Source organism: Rhizobium sp. H4, assembly GCF_003013335.1.
GTDB classification, from domain to species: domain Bacteria; phylum Pseudomonadota; class Alphaproteobacteria; order Rhizobiales; family Rhizobiaceae; genus Rhizobium; species Rhizobium sophoriradicis.
Window position 1 is genome coordinate 1 of the sequence record NZ_PSOW01000027.1, and the last position, 14,187, is coordinate 14,187.

14 protein-coding genes are annotated in these 14,187 nt (G+C 60.8%); 6 read left to right on the plus strand and 8 right to left on the minus strand.

Features of this window, described 5'->3' with window-relative positions:
• Nucleotides 1-198: 198 nt before the first annotated feature.
• The 6 genes from C4N04_RS29375 to C4N04_RS29400 all read right to left on the minus strand — a co-directional run bounded on the left by C4N04_RS29375 (nt 199) and on the right by C4N04_RS29400 (nt 4,859).
• Nucleotides 199-774, minus strand: a complete 576-nt coding sequence (locus C4N04_RS29375) for a histidine phosphatase family protein (RefSeq protein ID WP_106797661.1) — start codon at nt 772-774, stop codon at nt 199-201.
• 61 nt (nt 775-835) lie between these two features.
• Nucleotides 836-3,211 (minus strand): PAS-domain containing protein, encoded by a 2,376-nt coding sequence (locus C4N04_RS29380; protein WP_245425675.1) that lies wholly within the window; start codon nt 3,209-3,211, stop codon nt 836-838.
• Nucleotides 3,212-3,410: 199 nt separating this feature from the next.
• Nucleotides 3,411-3,830 carry an HD domain-containing protein gene (locus C4N04_RS29385; protein WP_040112248.1) on the minus strand — a complete coding sequence of 140 codons (420 nt, stop codon included), beginning with the start codon at nt 3,828-3,830 and terminating at the stop codon, nt 3,411-3,413.
• 5 nt (nt 3,831-3,835) lie between these two features.
• The gene (locus C4N04_RS29390) at nt 3,836-4,159 is read right to left on the minus strand and encodes a DUF2934 domain-containing protein (RefSeq protein WP_096763133.1); all 324 of its coding nucleotides are present in this window, start codon (nt 4,157-4,159) and stop codon (nt 3,836-3,838) included.
• Between the two features lie 46 nt (nt 4,160-4,205).
• Nucleotides 4,206-4,562: a hypothetical protein gene (locus C4N04_RS29395; protein ID WP_009993000.1), complete on the minus strand. Its 357-nt coding sequence runs from the start codon at nt 4,560-4,562 to the stop codon at nt 4,206-4,208.
• A 6-nt stretch (nt 4,563-4,568) separates the two neighbouring features.
• Nucleotides 4,569-4,859 carry a hypothetical protein gene (locus tag C4N04_RS29400; protein ID WP_009992999.1) on the minus strand — a complete coding sequence of 97 codons (291 nt, stop codon included), beginning with the start codon at nt 4,857-4,859 and terminating at the stop codon, nt 4,569-4,571.
• 349 nt (nt 4,860-5,208) lie between these two features.
• On the opposite strand from C4N04_RS29400, the gene groES reads away from it, so the two are divergent.
• The 4 genes from groES to C4N04_RS29420 all read left to right on the plus strand — a co-directional run bounded on the left by groES (nt 5,209) and on the right by C4N04_RS29420 (nt 10,939).
• The gene (gene groES / locus C4N04_RS29405) at nt 5,209-5,523 is read left to right on the plus strand and encodes a co-chaperone GroES (protein ID WP_009992998.1); all 315 of its coding nucleotides are present in this window, start codon (nt 5,209-5,211) and stop codon (nt 5,521-5,523) included.
• Nucleotides 5,524-5,571: 48 nt separating this feature from the next.
• A complete protein-coding gene (groL, locus tag C4N04_RS29410; protein WP_040141894.1) occupies nt 5,572-7,200 on the plus strand; it encodes a chaperonin GroEL in 1,629 nt (542 codons plus the stop codon).
• A gap of 57 nt (nt 7,201-7,257) precedes the next feature.
• On the plus strand, nt 7,258-7,509 hold the full coding sequence (locus tag C4N04_RS29415; RefSeq protein WP_040112253.1) for a hypothetical protein: 252 nt from the start codon (nt 7,258-7,260) through the stop codon (nt 7,507-7,509).
• 361 nt (nt 7,510-7,870) lie between these two features.
• On the plus strand, nt 7,871-10,939 hold the full coding sequence (locus C4N04_RS29420) for an FAD-binding and (Fe-S)-binding domain-containing protein (protein ID WP_106797662.1): 3,069 nt from the start codon (nt 7,871-7,873) through the stop codon (nt 10,937-10,939).
• Nucleotides 10,940-11,001: 62 nt separating this feature from the next.
• Here the strand turns inward: C4N04_RS29420 and C4N04_RS29425 are convergent, their stop codons facing one another.
• Together C4N04_RS29425 and C4N04_RS29430 are read right to left on the minus strand one after the other, a co-directional pair.
• Nucleotides 11,002-12,132, minus strand: coding sequence for an HPP family protein (locus tag C4N04_RS29425; RefSeq protein ID WP_106797663.1), 1,131 nt, complete (start codon nt 12,130-12,132; stop codon nt 11,002-11,004).
• 54 nt (nt 12,133-12,186) lie between these two features.
• Nucleotides 12,187-13,092 (minus strand): LysR substrate-binding domain-containing protein, encoded by a 906-nt coding sequence (locus C4N04_RS29430; RefSeq protein WP_106797664.1) that lies wholly within the window; start codon nt 13,090-13,092, stop codon nt 12,187-12,189.
• Nucleotides 13,093-13,378: 286 nt separating this feature from the next.
• On the opposite strand from C4N04_RS29430, the gene C4N04_RS29435 reads away from it, so the two are divergent.
• Nucleotides 13,379-13,690, plus strand: a complete 312-nt coding sequence (locus C4N04_RS29435; protein ID WP_106797665.1) for a hypothetical protein — start codon at nt 13,379-13,381, stop codon at nt 13,688-13,690.
• A gap of 250 nt (nt 13,691-13,940) precedes the next feature.
• On the plus strand, nt 13,941-14,144 hold the full coding sequence (locus C4N04_RS32365; protein ID WP_106797666.1) for a hypothetical protein: 204 nt from the start codon (nt 13,941-13,943) through the stop codon (nt 14,142-14,144).
• The last annotated feature ends 43 nt before the right edge of the window (nt 14,145-14,187 follow it).

The window sequence follows — 14,187 nt, forward strand, 5'->3', positions numbered from 1 at the left end:
CATCGCCAGTTCACGCAAATCCATCGAATAAGCACGACCCATCGAACAAGCCTCCATCGCTCATTCAATCAAATCTGATTTGCGACAAAAGCGGAATCCCGATTCAACCAAGTCGCAAACCGCTCTAGGTTTGTCTCGGCAGGAGCAGCGCGGTGGGGAGAGCAGAAAAGCCGGCCGATCTTGGGTTCAGCCGCGGGGCTATTCGATAAGGTGAGCCTGGCCATTCTGGAGCCGATAAAATCCAGTTTGCGGCACCGGCAGTTCCAGCATTTCCTCTCGGGACAATCCAAGATACACGCCTCGTATCAGTCTCCCCGTCAGCCCGTGGGATATGGCTATCGTCGTGGAGCGAAGCTGTGACAACCATTCCTTGACGCGAGCGCAAGCTGCGTCGAATGTTTCTCCATCCGGCGATCGAAAGAACCAGTTGAAGGCATCGGCGCCTTCGAGCATGCCCGGATATTCCATGTCGATTTCATAATGGGTCATGCCATCCCAGGATCCGGTCGTCACCTCCATCAATCGTGGTTCATCGCAGCTGGCCACAGGTACATAGCGCGCGATGCGCGCCGCTGTTTCTTTTGCGCGGCCCAACGGGCTGACGTGGACATCGATTTCACCGGTATGCCGCTCAAGTTCTCGGCCGAGAAGTTTGCCAGCCTGATCCGCTTGCCGCCGTCCTCTTTCCGTAAGAGGAGAATCCTTTTGTCCTTGAAACCGACCTGCCGCATTCCAGATCGTCTCTCCGTGCCGAAGGAGAAAAATTATCGTCAATCCTCTAAACCCTTTTATCGGGTGCTACTGAAATTTGGCAATATCTTCGCGACCCGCCTGCCTAGCCGGCAACGCGCAGTTCGTCCGACATCTCGGCGCCTATCGGAATCCGGAGCGTAAACGTCGTGCCGTTTCCGCGGCTGCTCACCACTTCTATCGTTCCCCCGTGAAGCTCGACGATCTGTTTGACGAGATTGAGGCCGATGCCGGTGCCGGCAATGCCTGTGGAGCTTCTGGCGCGGAAATAACGCTGGAACATCTTCGGGAGATCATCGGCGTCGATGCCGATGCCTTCGTCGCGCACGGTGATGCAGACGCTTTCTCCTTCCTGCCATCCTGTGACGTGGACGTTTGGAGAATCCGGCGCGTATTTGACGGCGTTCGAGAAGAGGTTGCTGAAGACCTGATCGAGCGCGGGGCGATCACCATAAATGGTCTCAGGAATCCGGTCGAGTTCGAGCAGAAAGCGATGGGATCGCCGGATGCTTTCCTGACGCGCACTGCAGGTTTCGATGATTTCGGCAATTGAGCACGGCTTAGGCACGATGGTGATCCGGCCATGATCCAACCGCCCGGCGGCAAGAATGCTTTCCATCAGTTCGAGCATACGGGAAACCGAGCTGCGGATCTGGTCGGTCTTTTCGGCAAGGAATTCCGGTGTCGCCGCCTCCTTGCGGCGAATGAGCCGCTGCGCCGCGCCGTCGATTACCGCCAGCGGGGTACGGAACTCATGCGACGCCATCGAGACGAACTGGCGCTGCAACTCGTTGATGTGCTTTTCCTGTTCGAGCATGCGTTCGAGTTCTTCCGTCTGCCGCGCCAGTTCGACGGTGCGGGAACGCACCATCTCTTCCAGCGTGTCGCGGTGCTGCAGCAATGCCTTCTCGGCACGCTTGGCCTCGGTGACGTCGGCGACGGCCATCAGCGCTGCCGCTTTGCCCTTGTAGTTCAAGCAGGTGGAATAGACGGTGACTTCAATGGCGCCGCCATCTGCCTTGAGGTGGCGCGACGAGCAGGTCGTGGCGGCTGGATCCTCGGCGTCGAAGACGGCCGCCGTTGCCCGGGCGGCGTCCTGCGGCACCTGGATGTCACGCAGCGTCATTGTCACAAACTGCTCCAGACGGTAGCCATAGTGATCGATGGCGGCCTGGTTGACATGGAGGAATTTCAGGGTTTCGCGGTCATACACCCACATCGGCATGGGGTTGCCTTCGAACAGCAGCCTGAACGAGGCCTCCTGCATCTTGAGATCGGTGATATCGACTCGGATGCCGACGCTGCCGCCTTCGGAGATCCGGCGTTCCTCGATCCGGATCCACCGGTTTCCGGGCAGGCGCTGCTCGTGGTTGCTGGTGGGCGCGGCATGATGGGCCAGCCGCTCCTCAAGCCATTCGTCTTCGCGCCCGACCGCCTCCGGATACTGGCCGCGTTCGAGGCCTGCACGCAGGCGGTCTTCGAAGCGCATCCCCTTGGCGAGCATATCGCCGCTTTCGGCGTAAAGCTGTTCGTATCGTCGGTTCCACAGGACGAAGCGGTCTTCTGCGTCGAACAGGACGAGGCCTTCCGGGACGACTTCGAAAGCTGCCAAAAGCCGGGCATGCGCCGCCCGCGCCTCCTGCTCGGCGCGTTCTGCCTGGGCGTGCGCCTCTGCAAGGGCTTTTTCAGCAAACCAGGCCTTTGTGATATCCTCATGGGTCGATACCCAGCCGCCCTCCGGCGTCCGCTGATGATAACCGCGGATGATCCGGCCGGATTTCAGTTCCTTGATCCAATCCTGGGGCACATCGCCCATATTGGTCGCTTCGGCCCAGGCGAGATAGTCCGATGTGGAGGTGGCGGGAACGGCGCCGACCTCCAGTCTGAGATTCAGGATGTCTTCCAGCGACTGTCCAGGGTGGATGACGGCGGGATCGAGTCCATAAACCTCAGCATAACGATTATTCGAAAGAAGCAGCCGACCGCTTTCGTCAAACAGGCAGACGCCCTGTCCCATGCTGGCAAGCGCCGTTTCGAGTTGCTCGTTGCGCCGCTGCAGTCGCGCCTGCGCGGCGGCGAGCTCGATGTGTCGCTTAAAGCGGGCGACGAGCTCGGCGGCGGACACGAGGTTGGAGACACAATCCACCGCACCGGCGGCAAACCCCGCAATCTTGGTCTGCTCGTCCTGAGGCGAGACCAGGATAATCACAGGGATATCACGCGTTACGACGTTTCCCTTGAGACGCCGGCAGTCTTCGAGACCGTCCCCCTCCGGCGACAGAGCGTCGAGCAGGATAAGCTCCGGTAACGGCCGCTTGGCGGCGCATTCATGAAATCCATCTCGATCAAGATGAACGCCGAGCACGATACCGTGTTGATCAAGGCAATCGCCAATTCCGGGCAGGCCCGTCAACGCACCACCCATTGCGGAGATCATGTGCAGCTCGTCGGACAAGACCATTCCCCCGTTCGCCCAAGTACCCACGACCATAAGTCGTATGAGTTAATAAGCAACTTACCGCTGGTCGGCATGCCGCCGCGGCCTGTTTCATAGTCAGGAAATGGTTAGCGGCTGGCGGCTATTTCTTGAACTTCGGAAGAGTTTCGCTCGCCGCGCCAGAAATTGCGACAGCCTGCGCTGCGTTCGCAGAACGGAACACCTATCGTCCGTTCTCTATATCGCGCACCAGATCGAGGCCGCGTTGATACTTTTCCTTGTCTTTGCCGGTCTGTTCGGCCTGTCGGAGATTGTCTTCGAGGTCGGCCCGCTTGACGGTCAGAGCGAGCGGATTTGCTGCCGCACGCCTGACGAATTCCTCATCCGGCTCGTCGGACCGCCGGGTCAACGCATCCACTGCAGAGATGATCGCCGGCGGGAAGCCTTCCTCTCTCAACCTGTCGAGCGTCCAGCCGCTGCCTTTTTCTGCAACGTCGTGAAGGTAGGCGACGGTTCGCGCCTCGTCGCCCGACACGAGAAGCGCAACCCGCTGACAGTGCTCGAAAAAGGGCCGGCCGGTTTTATCCGTCTGGCCATCATGCGCGTCCATAGCGACTTGCATGGCGTGGTCGAGATGCTGCATGACGATTACGGTCCTTCGGTCTCTCTGATCTTTTCTCGGGAAGGTTTCTCCCCCGTGGTTATTTCGATATCCGCCGTCTCCCCGGCATCTTGACCAGACCCGAGGCTTGGCCGGTCGAGATCGCCGCTTTCCCCGGCGCCTTGAAGCAGCGCCGCGTCGTCCCTGTCGTCTTGATCGAGCAGGTCCTGCAGCGTCGCATCCTCGTCCTCACCAGCCAACTCGTCGCAGGCTTGCATCCAATGACGCAGGTCCGCCCCTTCAGGGCGGCCTTCGGCCTCCCAGATTTCGTAGGCCCGCCGGCGTATCTGTTCGTGTTTGTCTGTGGCCATGATCTTCTCCAGTTCCGACCTGACCTCGCGGTTGGTTCGCCGTGTCTTAAGGCGTGTTGATGGTGGGAAGAAAATCCTCCACCTGCTTGCGCTCATTCTTTGAAAGCGTCTCCACCCGCTCCTGCCAGAAGCGTTCAGCCGCCGGCGGATCCTCCTCCCATTGACGAACAGTGGTGATGTTGTCGTCGATCTTGGACCGGCGGCGCCCCCCGAGGCTCAGATACTCTCTCGCGAGTTTCAGGCTCGGAGTTTCAGCGCCGCTGTCTCGATCCAACGTCGAATCCGCATTGCGCCGGGCTGCGTCCGACGCTCTTTGACGATCGGTTTCGGCTCGCTCAGTGTCGAAGGAACGCGCGTCGTCGGTTCCGCTTTCAGGTGGCGTGCTGGTTTTAGGAGTCGTCATGGGCAATCAGTGAACGGCCATGCTTACCATGCGATAAGGGTGCATAGCCTCGAACTGCGAGATCATCGCCGTCGCCTCGAGCAATACGCGCTCGGCATTCTCGGGATCGTCCCGGGCGAGTTCGTCGGCGTTGACGCGGATCGCTTCGGCCATGTTGTTCGACAGTACAGCAAAGTGCATATTGCCCTCGACGAGGGCCTCGCGCGCCGTATCCTCCAGCGTACGAGCGATATCGACGAAGATTTCCTCGCGTTCCTCGATACTGAGGTCTTTGATAATATTGGTCTTCTCTTCCATGTCACTCACTCCTAAAGACGTGGGACGGTGATCGAGCTCATCGAGCCTCGATCGCCTGAGAGCTAGGAACGCCGAAATCCGGATTCAAGCCGGAACAGTTTTGAACTCGTCTTATCAGACGAGGGGACGACCATCGTCATTAGCCCGAACGCAGGAGCCGGCCTTCGGTTCCCCGGCGCCATTAGCAGTCACCTGCAGAGAGTGCTAATTTTTCTGCGTCGCCCCTTGAAATCGAAAAACCATCGAACCAGATCAATCGCGCAAGGCGCGCGACCTTGCACCCGTCCGGACTGGTCATCAGGTCCGGTCTGGCGAACAACGTCATCATTGTTTGTCGATGGAGGAAGACATGTCGTTCCGACCGCTTCATGACCGCATTCTCGTCCGCCGCGTCGATTCCGAGGAAAAGACCAAGGGCGGTATCATCATTCCCGACACCGCCAAGGAAAAGCCGCAGGAAGGCGAGGTCATCGCCGTCGGCCCCGGCGCGCGCGATGATGCTGGCCAGGTCCAGCCGCTCGACGTCAAGGTCGGCGACCGCATCCTGTTCGGCAAGTGGTCCGGCACCGAGATCAAGATCAATGGCGAAGACCTGCTGATCATGAAGGAGAGCGACGTGATGGGTATCATCGAAGCCCAGAGCGAAGGAAAGCAGGCCGCCTGAGACCCTCAGGACGTGGTCAATGCTAGCTGCCTATGAAGGAGTGAGGACATGGCTGCTAAAGAAGTCAAATTCAACGTCGAAGCCCGTGAGAAGCTGCTGCGCGGCGTCGACATCCTGGCCAACGCCGTGAAGGTAACGCTTGGCCCGAAGGGCCGCAACGTCGTGATCGACAAATCCTTCGGCGCGCCGCGCATCACCAAGGACGGCGTTTCCGTCGCCAAGGAAATCGAACTTGAAGACAAGTTCGAAAACATGGGCGCTCAGATGGTCCGCGAAGTGGCTTCGAAGACCAGCGACATCGCCGGCGACGGTACCACGACTGCGACCGTTCTCGCCCAGGCGATCGTCAAGGAGGGCGCCAAGGCCGTTACCTCAGGCATGAACCCGATGGACCTGAAGCGCGGCATCGATCTCGCCGTCACCGCTATCGTCGCGGAACTGAAGGCCAACGCCCGTAGTATCTCCAACAATTCCGAAATTGCCCAGGTCGGCACTATTTCAGCCAACGGTGATTCCGAGATCGGCCGCTTCCTGGCGGAGGCGATGGAAAAGGTCGGCAATGACGGCGTCATCACGGTTGAAGAAGCCAAGACCGCCGAAACCGAACTCGAAGTCGTCGAAGGCATGCAGTTCGACCGCGGCTATCTCAGCCCCTATTTCGTCACCAATGCCGACAAGATGCGGGTCGAGTTCGAGGATCCCTATATCCTGATCCACGAGAAGAAACTGTCGAACCTGCAGTCGATGCTCCCGATCCTCGAAGCCGTCGTCCAGTCCGGCAAGCCGCTTCTCATCATCGCCGAAGACGTGGAAGGCGAAGCGCTTGCAACGCTCGTCGTCAACAAGCTCCGCGGCGGCCTGAAGATCGCTGCCGTCAAGGCCCCTGGCTTCGGCGACCGCCGCAAGGCGATGCTCGAAGACATCGCCGTGCTCACTGCCGGCACTGTCATCTCCGAAGACCTCGGCATCAAGCTCGAATCGGTCACGCTCGACATGCTCGGCCGCGCCAAGAAAGTGTCGGTCGAGAAGGAGAACACCACGATCGTCGACGGTTCGGGCGCCAAGTCCGACATCGAAGGCCGGATTGCCCAGATCAAGGCGCAGATCGAAGAGACCACCTCTGACTACGACCGCGAGAAGCTGCAGGAACGTCTTGCCAAGCTCGCCGGCGGCGTTGCCGTCATCCGCGTCGGCGGCTCGACGGAGGTCGAAGTGAAGGAAAAGAAGGACCGCGTCGACGATGCACTTCACGCAACCCGCGCGGCGGTCGAGGAAGGCATCCTGCCGGGCGGCGGCGTGGCGCTGCTGCGCACCGTCAAGGCGCTTGAAAAAGTCCAGACCGCCAATGCCGACCAGCGCGTCGGCGTCGAGATCGTTCGCCGCGCACTCGAGGCGCCGGCTCGCCAGATCGCCGAGAACGCCGGTGCGGAGGGCTCGGTGGTCGTCGGCAAGCTGCGCGAGAAAAGCGAGTTCTCCTATGGCTGGAACGCGCAGACGGACGAATATGGCGACCTTTATGCGCAGGGCGTCATCGATCCGGCCAAGGTCGTTCGCACCGCCCTTCAGGACGCGGCCTCCATCGCTGGTCTTCTCGTGACGACGGAAGCCATGGTCGCCGAGAAGCCGAAGAAGGATGCCGCTCCGCCATTGCCCCCCGGTGCCGGCATGGATTTCTGACAGATGACAGATAGGCCCGCACGCTCTGCCGGGCGGGCCTTTTTCGAGGGAATGAAAATGGTTCAAACGATCCTAAACCGATCGCAGGTGCCGCTGGACTCCCGCGATCTGGCAACCTGCCAGCAAGTCTTCGACAAGCTCCGCACCGACTACGGGGTGGCAAGGGACAGCGACGAAGCCGAACGAATGGCGAGCATCATCATCGAGCTCTACCGGCAGGGCGTACGCGACCCCAACCACCTGCAATCGATGGTCGAGGCGGCCCGCGGGCTCTTCGAAACGCGCCAGGAGGCGCCGGCTGCGGGGTGACCCCATAGAGCAAGACGCTTAGGTCATTTATATCGGCCGCCGCTGACGAGAGCTTCCTCGGGTGCGGCGGCCATAGCGTTCCTTAGCCTCAGCACAAACCATTCGGCGCGCTCGACAAGCGCGATCCGGGCATCGTCTTGTCGGTGATTCAAGAGCTCACGGTCTTCAATCCAACGTCATCGCCGATCATTTCGCTCCGATCCTTTGAAGCTTCACTCATGATCGGGCATCGCCATCACAGCGACGCCTGCCCATCAGACGCGGGATCGAGATTTCCTCGGATAGCCTTTCGGAAAATCGATTCCGATTTAAGAGCCGATGCGCTAGTGACAAGGCTCGAGTGCATTCTGAAGGTTTCGAAATGATTCCACGCCTCCAATCGAGGGATTCCATCCCTCTTCCAGCCGCGGGGTTTTTCCAGCGGCTCGTCGAGGCGGGGTTCGACGGCGATATCGAGACCGGTGCGGCGAGCGGAACCGTATTTTCAACCGACAATTCCATCTACCAAGTCGCTCCGGGCGGCATTCTTTTTCCGAGGAGCGTCGAAGACCTGCAGGTCGTGGCGACCGTGCTGTCGGGACCGGCCTTCCAGGAGATCAGCATCGCGCCGCGCGGCGGCGGCACCGGCACAAACGGTCAATCCCTGACATCCGGCGTCGTGGTGGACTGTTCGCGCCATATGAAATCCATTCTCGATATCGATCCCGTCCGAAGGATCGCGCGTGTCCAGGCGGGCGTCGTCAAGGATGAGCTGAACCGAGCCCTGAAGCCCTACGGCCTGTTCTTCGCGCCCGAACTTTCCACCTCCAACCGCGCCACCATCGGCGGCATGATCTCCACCGATGCCTGCGGCCAGGGTTCATGCCTCTACGGCAAGACCAGCAACCACGTCCTCGGATTGCGTATCGTCCTGATGGACGGGTCCGATTTTTGGTCGCGCCCGATCGACGCAGAGGCGTACGCGAGGGTTGCCGCGCGCGAGGACCGCGTCGGCAATATCCACAGGACGGTCGAACGGATCGCGCGGGAGAAGCACGAGCGGATCGCCGAGATCTTTCCGAAGCTTAACCGCTACATGACCGGCTACGACCTCGCCCATATCAGGCGTGACGACGGACGCTTCGACCTCAATGCCGTTCTTAGCGGCTCGGAGGGAACGCTGGCGATGATCGCCGAAGCAGAACTCAACCTTCTGCCGATCCCCGCCCATGCAGCGCTGATCAACATCCGCTACGGCGATTTCAACACCGCCCTGGAGGACGCGCGCAATCTCGTGGCGCTGAAGGTCGCCTCGGTGGAAACGGTCGACGAGAAAGTGCTCGGCCTCGCGAAAGGCGATATCGTCTGGACCGGCATTGCCCGCGTCTTTCCCGACGATCCGAGCATTGCGACCAATGGCATCAACATCGCCGAAGTGCTGGCCGATAATGAAGACGAACTCGAGCGCAAGCTTGCGGAGGTGACCGCCGCGCTCGACACGGGCGCGAATGCCCGCCATGCTGGTTATACGATCGCCCGGGGCCATGCCGATGTCGAGGCGATCTGGTCGATGCGCAAGCGCGCGGTGGGCCTGCTCGGTAATGTGGAAGGGCCGGTCAGGCCGGTTGCTTTCGTCGAGGATACGGCGGTGCCGCCGGAGAATTTGGCGGCCTATATTCGCGAGTTCCGCGCGCTTCTCGATGGCGCCGGTCTCTCCTACGGCATGTTCGGCCATGTCGATGCCGGCGTCCTGCACGTGCGGCCGGCACTGGACCTCACCCGCACTGATCACGTCCGGCTGGTTCGAGAGGTCAGCGACGCCGTCGTGGCGCTGACCCGCAAATATGGCGGAGTGCTCTGGGGCGAACATGGCAAGGGCGTGCGTTCGGAATATGTGCCGGAGTTTTTCGGCGATCTTTATCCCAGCCTGCAGGAAATCAAGAGGGCTTTCGATCCTGAAAATCGGCTCAATCCCGGCAAGATCGCAACCCCTTCCACGGGAGCGCTGACGAAGATCGACGAAGTCCCGCTGCGGGGAGATACCGACCGCATCATCGGCAACGAGATCCGCTCCGCCTTCGACAACGCCGCCTATTGCAACGGCAACGGCGCCTGTTTCGATTTCGACGAGACGAGCCCGATGTGCCCCTCCTACAAGGCGACGCGCGACCGGCGCTTTTCGCCCAAAGGCCGTGCCGCCCTAATGCGGGAATGGCTAAGGCTGCTTGCCGAGAAGGGCATCGATGCCCGCCAGGAGGCGATGCGCCTGCGGCGGAGCATTCCGCTCGCCAGCCTGGCGCGGCGCGCCTTCAATTCGCTGAACCCGGCAAATCGGGACGACTTTTCCCACGAGGTGCGCGCGGCGATGGACACGTGTCTGGCCTGCAAGGCCTGCGCGGGGCAGTGTCCGGTGAAGGTCAGCGTGCCAGCCTTCCGCTCGAAATTCCTGGAACTCTATTATGGACGCTATCTGCGTCCGCTGAAGGACCCGCTGGTCGCCGCGATCGAAACCACCCTGCCGTTCGTCCGGCGCATTCGGCCTGCCTATAACCTGGTCGTGGGCACGCGCGCCGGCAGAACGATGATGCGTGTCGCCGGACTAACCTCCCTGCCGCATCTGCCGCGAATCTCGCTCGCCAGGGAAGCCGCCCGCCTCGGCGTACCGCTTGCGACGCCCCATTCGATCGAAGTCCTGTCGCCGCAGGAGAGGCAGCGGACCGTGGTTTTCGTCGCCGACACCTTTACAGCCTATTTCGATCCCGATGTCGCCCTCGCGGCCATCGGGCTCGCCCGCAAAATGGGACTGACGCCGCTTCTTGCGGCGTCCCACGTCAATGGCAAAGCCCTGCATGTTCATGGCTATCTCGGACGCTTCGAGGCTGCGGCCAAGCGGACAGCGCGCTACCTCCAGCGACTGGATGAAACGGGCGTGGCGCTCGTCGGACTCGATCCGTCCATGACGCTCGCCTTCCGCAGCGAATACAAGGGATTGCTGAAGGCGACGGTGCTGCTCCCACAGGAATGGCTCGCCGCCAACCTCGACCGGCTGACCGCTTCGCCTTCTGCCATCAAGGGCAGTAGCTTCCGATTGATGGCCCATTGCACCGAACGCACCAATGCGCCGGCCTCCGTCGCACAATGGCAAAAAGTGTTCGACAGCCTCGGCGTCGATCTTCAGGCGGCGCAAACCGGTTGCTGCGGCATGGCCGGCACCTTCGGACACGAGGCCCGCAACCGGCCGATCGCGGAGCGCCTTTATGCGCTGAGCTGGAAGCCGGAGCTCGACGCGGCTGGCGACTCCGATATCCTCATGGCGACAGGATATTCATGCCGCTCCCAGGTGAAGGAAATCGACGGCAGGCGGATGCCGCATCCGCTCGAAGTCATCGCCGGGATAGTGTCGGAAAAGGCCGAAATCCCACAGTCACACACGACAGCTCCACGGGGCTGACGACGAAGGCATGTCGCCTGTGAAGCAAAGACCGGCCGGCGATAGCCGAGCCGCTTCGTGACTCACGCCACGGCCGCGATCGCGGTGCTATCGTTCGGCAGCAGCCGCGCCACGGCGCTCAGCAGATCGGTCTGCGATATCAGGCCGAGGATCCGATGATCGTCATCGACAATGATGACGGCGTGCGTGCGCCCGTCCGTCAGAACGGGCAGCAGCGACAGAGCGGCATCCGAGGCTCTCGCCACCGCCGGCTTCGAGATTGCTTGCGCAATTGTATCGCCGCTCGTAAACAATTCCCGCAGGCCGACGGTGCCGATAAGGCGACCCTCCGGATCCTTCACCGGCAAGGTGCGAATGTTGTGCTTCAGCAGAAGATGCCGGGCAGCATCCGGTTCCGACATGTCGCCGATGGCAATGACGTCACGCGACATGATATCGGCACAGTTGATCTTGTCGTTCGAGCGAATGGCCGCCTGCAGCTCGACCTGCTGCAGCAGCCGGCCGAGATCTGCCCGATCGATATCGAAGGTTTCATCGAGCGCTTCGAGGGCAGCGTCGACATCCTCCTCGCGAAAGCCCACCCGGACGGCAGATGGCGGGTCGACCGTCTGATGGGTATTCTCCGCCGGCTTGGGCACGACATGCGGATAATTCCGCCTGGAAAGCTTGTGGAACAGCAGGCCAAGTGCAACGAGAATGCAGGAGTTCAAGGCGACGGGCACGAAGGGAAAGAGGAAGCCCCAGCCGGCAACGACCGGACCGCCGAGCACCGCGGTCAGCGCCGCAGCCCCTCCCGGAGGATGAAGCGACCGCGTGAACGACATCGCGCCGATTGCCAGTGAAACTCCGACGCCGGTTGCGATGATCGGATCACGAATGAAATATGCGGCAATGATGCCCATCATCGCGGAGATGGTGTTGCCGCCGATAATCGACCATGGCTGCGCCAGCGGGCTTGCCGGCACCGCAAAAAGCAGCACCGCCGAGGCGCCCATTGGCGCCACGATCAAGGGTAGATGCGGTCCCTGGCTGAACAGATAGCCGCTGATGACGCCGGTGAGACCAATGCCCAGCAACGCGCCGAAACAGGCGATCAACCGTTCTCTTAACGTCGCTCCGGCCAGGATGGGCGAAAACAGGCGGAAGCGGCGAAAACGGCTCGGCCCCACCTTCGGTGAAACGGGAAATTGCATGCGAAGACCAATTATAAGCGAAGATTGTTTGGCGGGCGAAGGCGAAGACGGAAACTAGTTTGTCGCCAGCCGGATGTCTCTGCCCTTTTTAGCACTGAGGACTTCGTGGAAGGCGCTGAAGGCGCTGGGGCGGTTATCCCTACGGTAAACCAGCAGCGTCTCGACTGGGCCGAGCTGATGGGTCTGGACAGCGGTCGGCCAGTGCATGAGGTCGAGCACGGATTTCGGCATGACACCCGCGGTATTGCCGGTCGCAACGCTCGCCAGGATCGCGTGGTAGGAGCCGAGCTCGCTCGTCGGCAGAGCGCTCGAATTGCGCGCCCAGCTTTCGGCAATCCTGCGATAGGTGCAGCCGGGCTCCAAAGCCGCGAGCGCTCCGACACGCAGGTCGGCAGCGGATTTGATGGCGGGATGTCCTGACGGCAGCACGATCAACAGATCTTCGACGAAGACAGTCTCCATCTCCAGCGCCTTGAGTTCGGCATCGAAATCCAGGTCATCCTCGCGCATCGTCTTCGGCGGCCGGGCGATCAAGGCGCAGTCCAGTGCGTCGGCCAGAACATCGCGGGCGAGATCGCGCGACGCGCCCATCGTCAGATGCAGTGACACATCAGGCCACATCCGGTTGAATTGCGTCAGCGCAGCCGGCAGGCGGCTTGCCGCCGTGCTCTCCATCGTGCCGACCCGCAATGTTCCCGATGGGGCAAGAGGCCGCACGGCTTGGCGCGCTTCCAGCGCAAGCGCCATAAGCCGGTTGGCGTAGGTGAGAAACGTCTCGCCCTCCCGCGTCAACGTCATCTTCTTGCCGTCACGGCTGAAGAGGGAAGCGCCGAGGTCTTCCTCCAGCTGCTGGATACGTGTCGTCACGTTCGACGGCACCCGCCCGACGGCTTTGGCAGCCTTTGTAACGCTGCGGTCGCTGGCGACGGCGAGAAATATCTCGATCGAGGAAAGGTCCAAAGAAAATCTCTTTTTCAGAATTTAGGTGATTTATCATTCTCTATATAAAAATGATTGCATCCGCTCAAGCAGGTTTCTGCGTCGCGCAGTTCCGCCTCGTCATCCCGGCTTGCCGGGCTGCATGCGCGCTATTCAGCGCGTGGACAAGCCGGCGACTGCCGAAAAAAGGATCGCGCCGCCGCCGAAATAGCCATAGAATCCCCAGCCTTGCCTCTGCGGCAGGCCAATTGCGGCTGGCATGGCGTTTGCATCTTTACGCTATCTGCAGAGCGATCATCGACGACCCATGTTGCACCTTGTCTTGACCTGTCTTCTCCTAAGCGTCGCTTCAGGCCTGAGCATGCGCCGTTTTCTCCTGCCGTATTTTTCTGGCGGCGATCTCGCCGAGAAATCCGCTCCCGTCACGATCGTCGCGAGTGCGGTCTTTCTGGCGGCAGTCGCCTTCACCCTCTCCGATCAGGATCTTTGGGCGAAATCGGTCATCCTGATGCTCTGCCTTTCGCTGGCGGCAATGTTCGACGACGCCAGACCCAGGCTGACCATCAGCCTTTCCGCCGTCTGCTTGGCCGCTTATCTCGGGCTGCGCTCGATCAACTGAGCATCGCTCTGCCTCATGACCCGGGAGACGGCGATAGAGCCGTTGCGAGAGTCGTTCTCATTCCATCACGCGGCGCGCAGACTCCCCGCAAACAGGTCGTGCCCATCCATATCGTGCGGAATTGCCTCATTGAATGAAGGACAATTTTGACTAATCCTAAAAGGATCTTCGTAGAAGAATACTTTTGTAATATTATTCTCATCCTCTGAATATTTGTCGGAGCGGACCGCTCAGGGAAAGAGAGGGGGCGATGAGAGGAAACGAACCGGGAAGAAAGATCTGGTCGCAATGGTATGCTTGGCATCCCGTCTTGCCGCTCGACGACACCATCTATTGGCTCGAGACCGTATACCGGCGAGAATCTCCGGACGGTTTCTGGCAATATCGCTCGTTCAGACCCGAGTGCGAACGCATTCAGGATCTGGCATCGCTGCCCCTCTGTCCCGGCGCTTAATTCACCCGAGCGCCTGGCTGACGAGCGCATAGGTTTTCGACTC

What these genes read in the sequence shown, in the direction of transcription:
- C4N04_RS29380 (WP_245425675.1), bottom strand. Translation starts at nt 3,211, where the DNA reads ATGGTCTTGTCCGACGAGCTGCACATGATCTCCGCAATGGGTGGTGCG.
- C4N04_RS29385 (WP_040112248.1), bottom strand. Translation starts at nt 3,830, where the DNA reads ATGCAGCATCTCGACCACGCCATGCAAGTCGCTATGGACGCGCATGAT.
- C4N04_RS29390 (WP_096763133.1), bottom strand. Translation starts at nt 4,159, where the DNA reads ATGGCCACAGACAAACACGAACAGATACGCCGGCGGGCCTACGAAATC.
- C4N04_RS29395 (WP_009993000.1), bottom strand. Translation starts at nt 4,562, where the DNA reads ATGACGACTCCTAAAACCAGCACGCCACCTGAAAGCGGAACCGACGAC.
- C4N04_RS29400 (WP_009992999.1), bottom strand. Translation starts at nt 4,859, where the DNA reads ATGGAAGAGAAGACCAATATTATCAAAGACCTCAGTATCGAGGAACGC.
- groES (WP_009992998.1), top strand. Translation starts at nt 5,209, where the DNA reads ATGTCGTTCCGACCGCTTCATGACCGCATTCTCGTCCGCCGCGTCGAT.
- groL (WP_040141894.1), top strand. Translation starts at nt 5,572, where the DNA reads ATGGCTGCTAAAGAAGTCAAATTCAACGTCGAAGCCCGTGAGAAGCTG.
- C4N04_RS29415 (WP_040112253.1), top strand. Translation starts at nt 7,258, where the DNA reads ATGGTTCAAACGATCCTAAACCGATCGCAGGTGCCGCTGGACTCCCGC.
- C4N04_RS29420 (WP_106797662.1), top strand. Translation starts at nt 7,871, where the DNA reads ATGATTCCACGCCTCCAATCGAGGGATTCCATCCCTCTTCCAGCCGCG.
- C4N04_RS29425 (WP_106797663.1), bottom strand. Translation starts at nt 12,132, where the DNA reads ATGCAATTTCCCGTTTCACCGAAGGTGGGGCCGAGCCGTTTTCGCCGC.
- C4N04_RS29435 (WP_106797665.1), top strand. Translation starts at nt 13,379, where the DNA reads ATGTTGCACCTTGTCTTGACCTGTCTTCTCCTAAGCGTCGCTTCAGGC.
- C4N04_RS32365 (WP_106797666.1), top strand. Translation starts at nt 13,941, where the DNA reads ATGAGAGGAAACGAACCGGGAAGAAAGATCTGGTCGCAATGGTATGCT.